General features: G+C 67.9%; 1 protein-coding gene. It reads left to right on the plus strand.

Annotated features, from left to right (window positions below):
* Positions 1-2,303 (plus strand): AMP-binding protein (locus M2282_RS30960; RefSeq protein WP_280812594.1); only part of this gene is annotated, 2,303 nt, incomplete at both ends.

Below are 2,303 nucleotides of genomic sequence, written 5' to 3' on the forward strand. Positions count from 1 at the left end.
AGGACGCGGGCCGCCCCGAGGTGCAGGTGCCGGACAACGGGATTCCGGCGGAAGGTTGCGAGGCGATCCGCCCGGAGATGGTGACGCTGGTGGCGTTGAGCGAAGAGGAGCTGCGTCGCATCGAGGCCGCGGTGCCGCACGGGGCAGCCAACATCCAGGACATCTATCCGCTGGCGCCGCTGCAGGAGGGCATCCTGTTCCATCACCTCATGCAGGCCGATGGCGACGTCTACATCACGCCGCAGTTGCTTTCCTTCGAATCGAAGCAGCGGCTGGAGGATTTCGTCCGCAGCCTGAACCAGGTGATAGCACGCCACGACATCCTGCGCACCGCCGTGCTGTGGGAGGCGCTGTCCGCGCCCGTGCAGGTGGTGTGGCGAGAGGCGCAACTGCATCTCGAATGGCTGGACGTGCCGGCCGGCGAGGACGTGACCGCCAGCCTGGCTGCCGATGCGGGTTCGCGCCGCATCGACGTGCGCCGCGCGCCGATGATCCGCGCGGTTGCCGCCGAGGACGCGGACAACCGGCGTTGGCTGCTGCAACTGCCGAGCCACCACCTGGTGCTCGACCATGCCACGCTGGAACTGATCGTCGAGGAAATCGGCCTGCTGGCGACTCATGGCCCCGATGCGTTGCCCGCACCCGTGCCGTTCCGGCGTTTCGTGGCGCAGACCCGGCTGGGCGTGAGCCAGGCCGAACACGAGGCCTTTTTCACCCGGATGCTCGGCGATGTGGAAGAACCCACGACGCCCTTCGAACTGCTGGATGTGCGAAGCGACGGCGCCCGCGCCGAGAAGGCCGAGCTGGTGCTCGAGGCCGAGCTGGCTGCATCGCTGCGCCACGAGGCGCGGCGCCACGGGGTGAGCGCAGCGTCGCTCTTTCACCTGGCCTGGGCGCTGGTGCTGGCCAAGGCCACCGGCAGGAACGACGTGGTGTTCGGCACGGTGCTCTTCGGCCGCATGCAATCGGGAGCGGGCGCGGACCGCGCGCTGGGACTGTTCATCAACACTCTGCCGCTGCGCATCAAGCTGGGTGCGCTTGGCGTGGCGCAGTGCGTGCAGGAGACGCATGCAGCGCTCACGCAACTGCTGCACCACGAGCACGCCAGCCTGTCGCTCGCCCAGCGCTGCAGCGCGTTGCCGGGGAGTACGCCGCTGTTCTCGGCATTGCTGAACTATCGCTACAGCGCCGCGGTCGACAAGAAGGATGCCGCCGCCTGGCAGGGCATCGAGTTCCTGGGCGGGCAGGAGCACAGCAACTATCCGTTCGACCTGTCGGTGGACGACCGGGGCGACGGCTTCTCGCTGACCGCGCAGGTGCATGAATCGGTCGATGCACGGCGCGTGTGCGGGTTCATGCACGCGGCCGTCCGCGCCATCGTGGAGGCGTTGGTCACAGCGTCGCAGCAGCGCGTGTGCGAGCTCGATCTGTTGGCGGGGGAGGAGATGCGCTGGCTCACGCAGTGGAGCGTGAATGCACGGCAGGAGCGTGGTGCGGAGCTGGTGCATGACAGCATTGCGCGGCACGCGCAGCAACAGCCCGATGCGACGGCTTTGTTGTTCGATGAATCGTCGCTGAGCTTCGGCGAGCTGAACGCACGTGCGAACCGCCTGGCCCATCGGCTGATCGCCCTGGGCGTCCGGCCCGACATGCGCGTGGGCATCGTGATGGAGCGCTCCCTCGAGATGGTAGTGGGCATCCTGGGCATCCTGAAGGCCGGCGGTGCCTACCTGCCGCTGGACCCGGAGTACCCGGTGCAGCGCCTGGCCTACATGGTGCAGGACAGCGGGATCGAGCTGCTGCTGAGCCACCGGGCCACCCGCGGGCTCATCGCCGAGCAGGATGGCCTCGTGCGATTGGAAGTCGACAGCCTCGACGTCTCCGCCGAACCCGATACCGACCCACAGGTCGCGCTGCATGGCGAGAACCTGGCCTACGTCATCTACACCTCGGGCTCCACCGGCAAGCCCAAGGGCGCCGCCGTGCGTCACGAGGCCTTGCGCAGCTGCATGGCCTGGATGCAGAGCACCTATGGACTGAGCGGGGACGACACCGTGCTGCACAAGGCCCCGTTCGGCTTCGACGTCTCGTGCTGGGAGATGTTCTGGCCGATGACCTCGGGCGTGAGATTGGTCATTGCCAACCCCGGCGACCACCGAGACCCCGAGCGGCTGGTGCAACTGATCCAGCGCCACCAGATCACCACGCTGAACTTCGTGCCCTCGATGCTGCAGGCGTTCCTCGCGCACCCGGGCATCGAGGCGAGCACGCGCCTGAAGCACATCATCGTCGGCGGCGAGGCC

Origin of the sequence: Variovorax boronicumulans (assembly GCF_029892485.1) — a bacterium.
Taxonomy (GTDB): Bacteria; Pseudomonadota; Gammaproteobacteria; order Burkholderiales; family Burkholderiaceae_C; genus Variovorax; species Variovorax boronicumulans_B.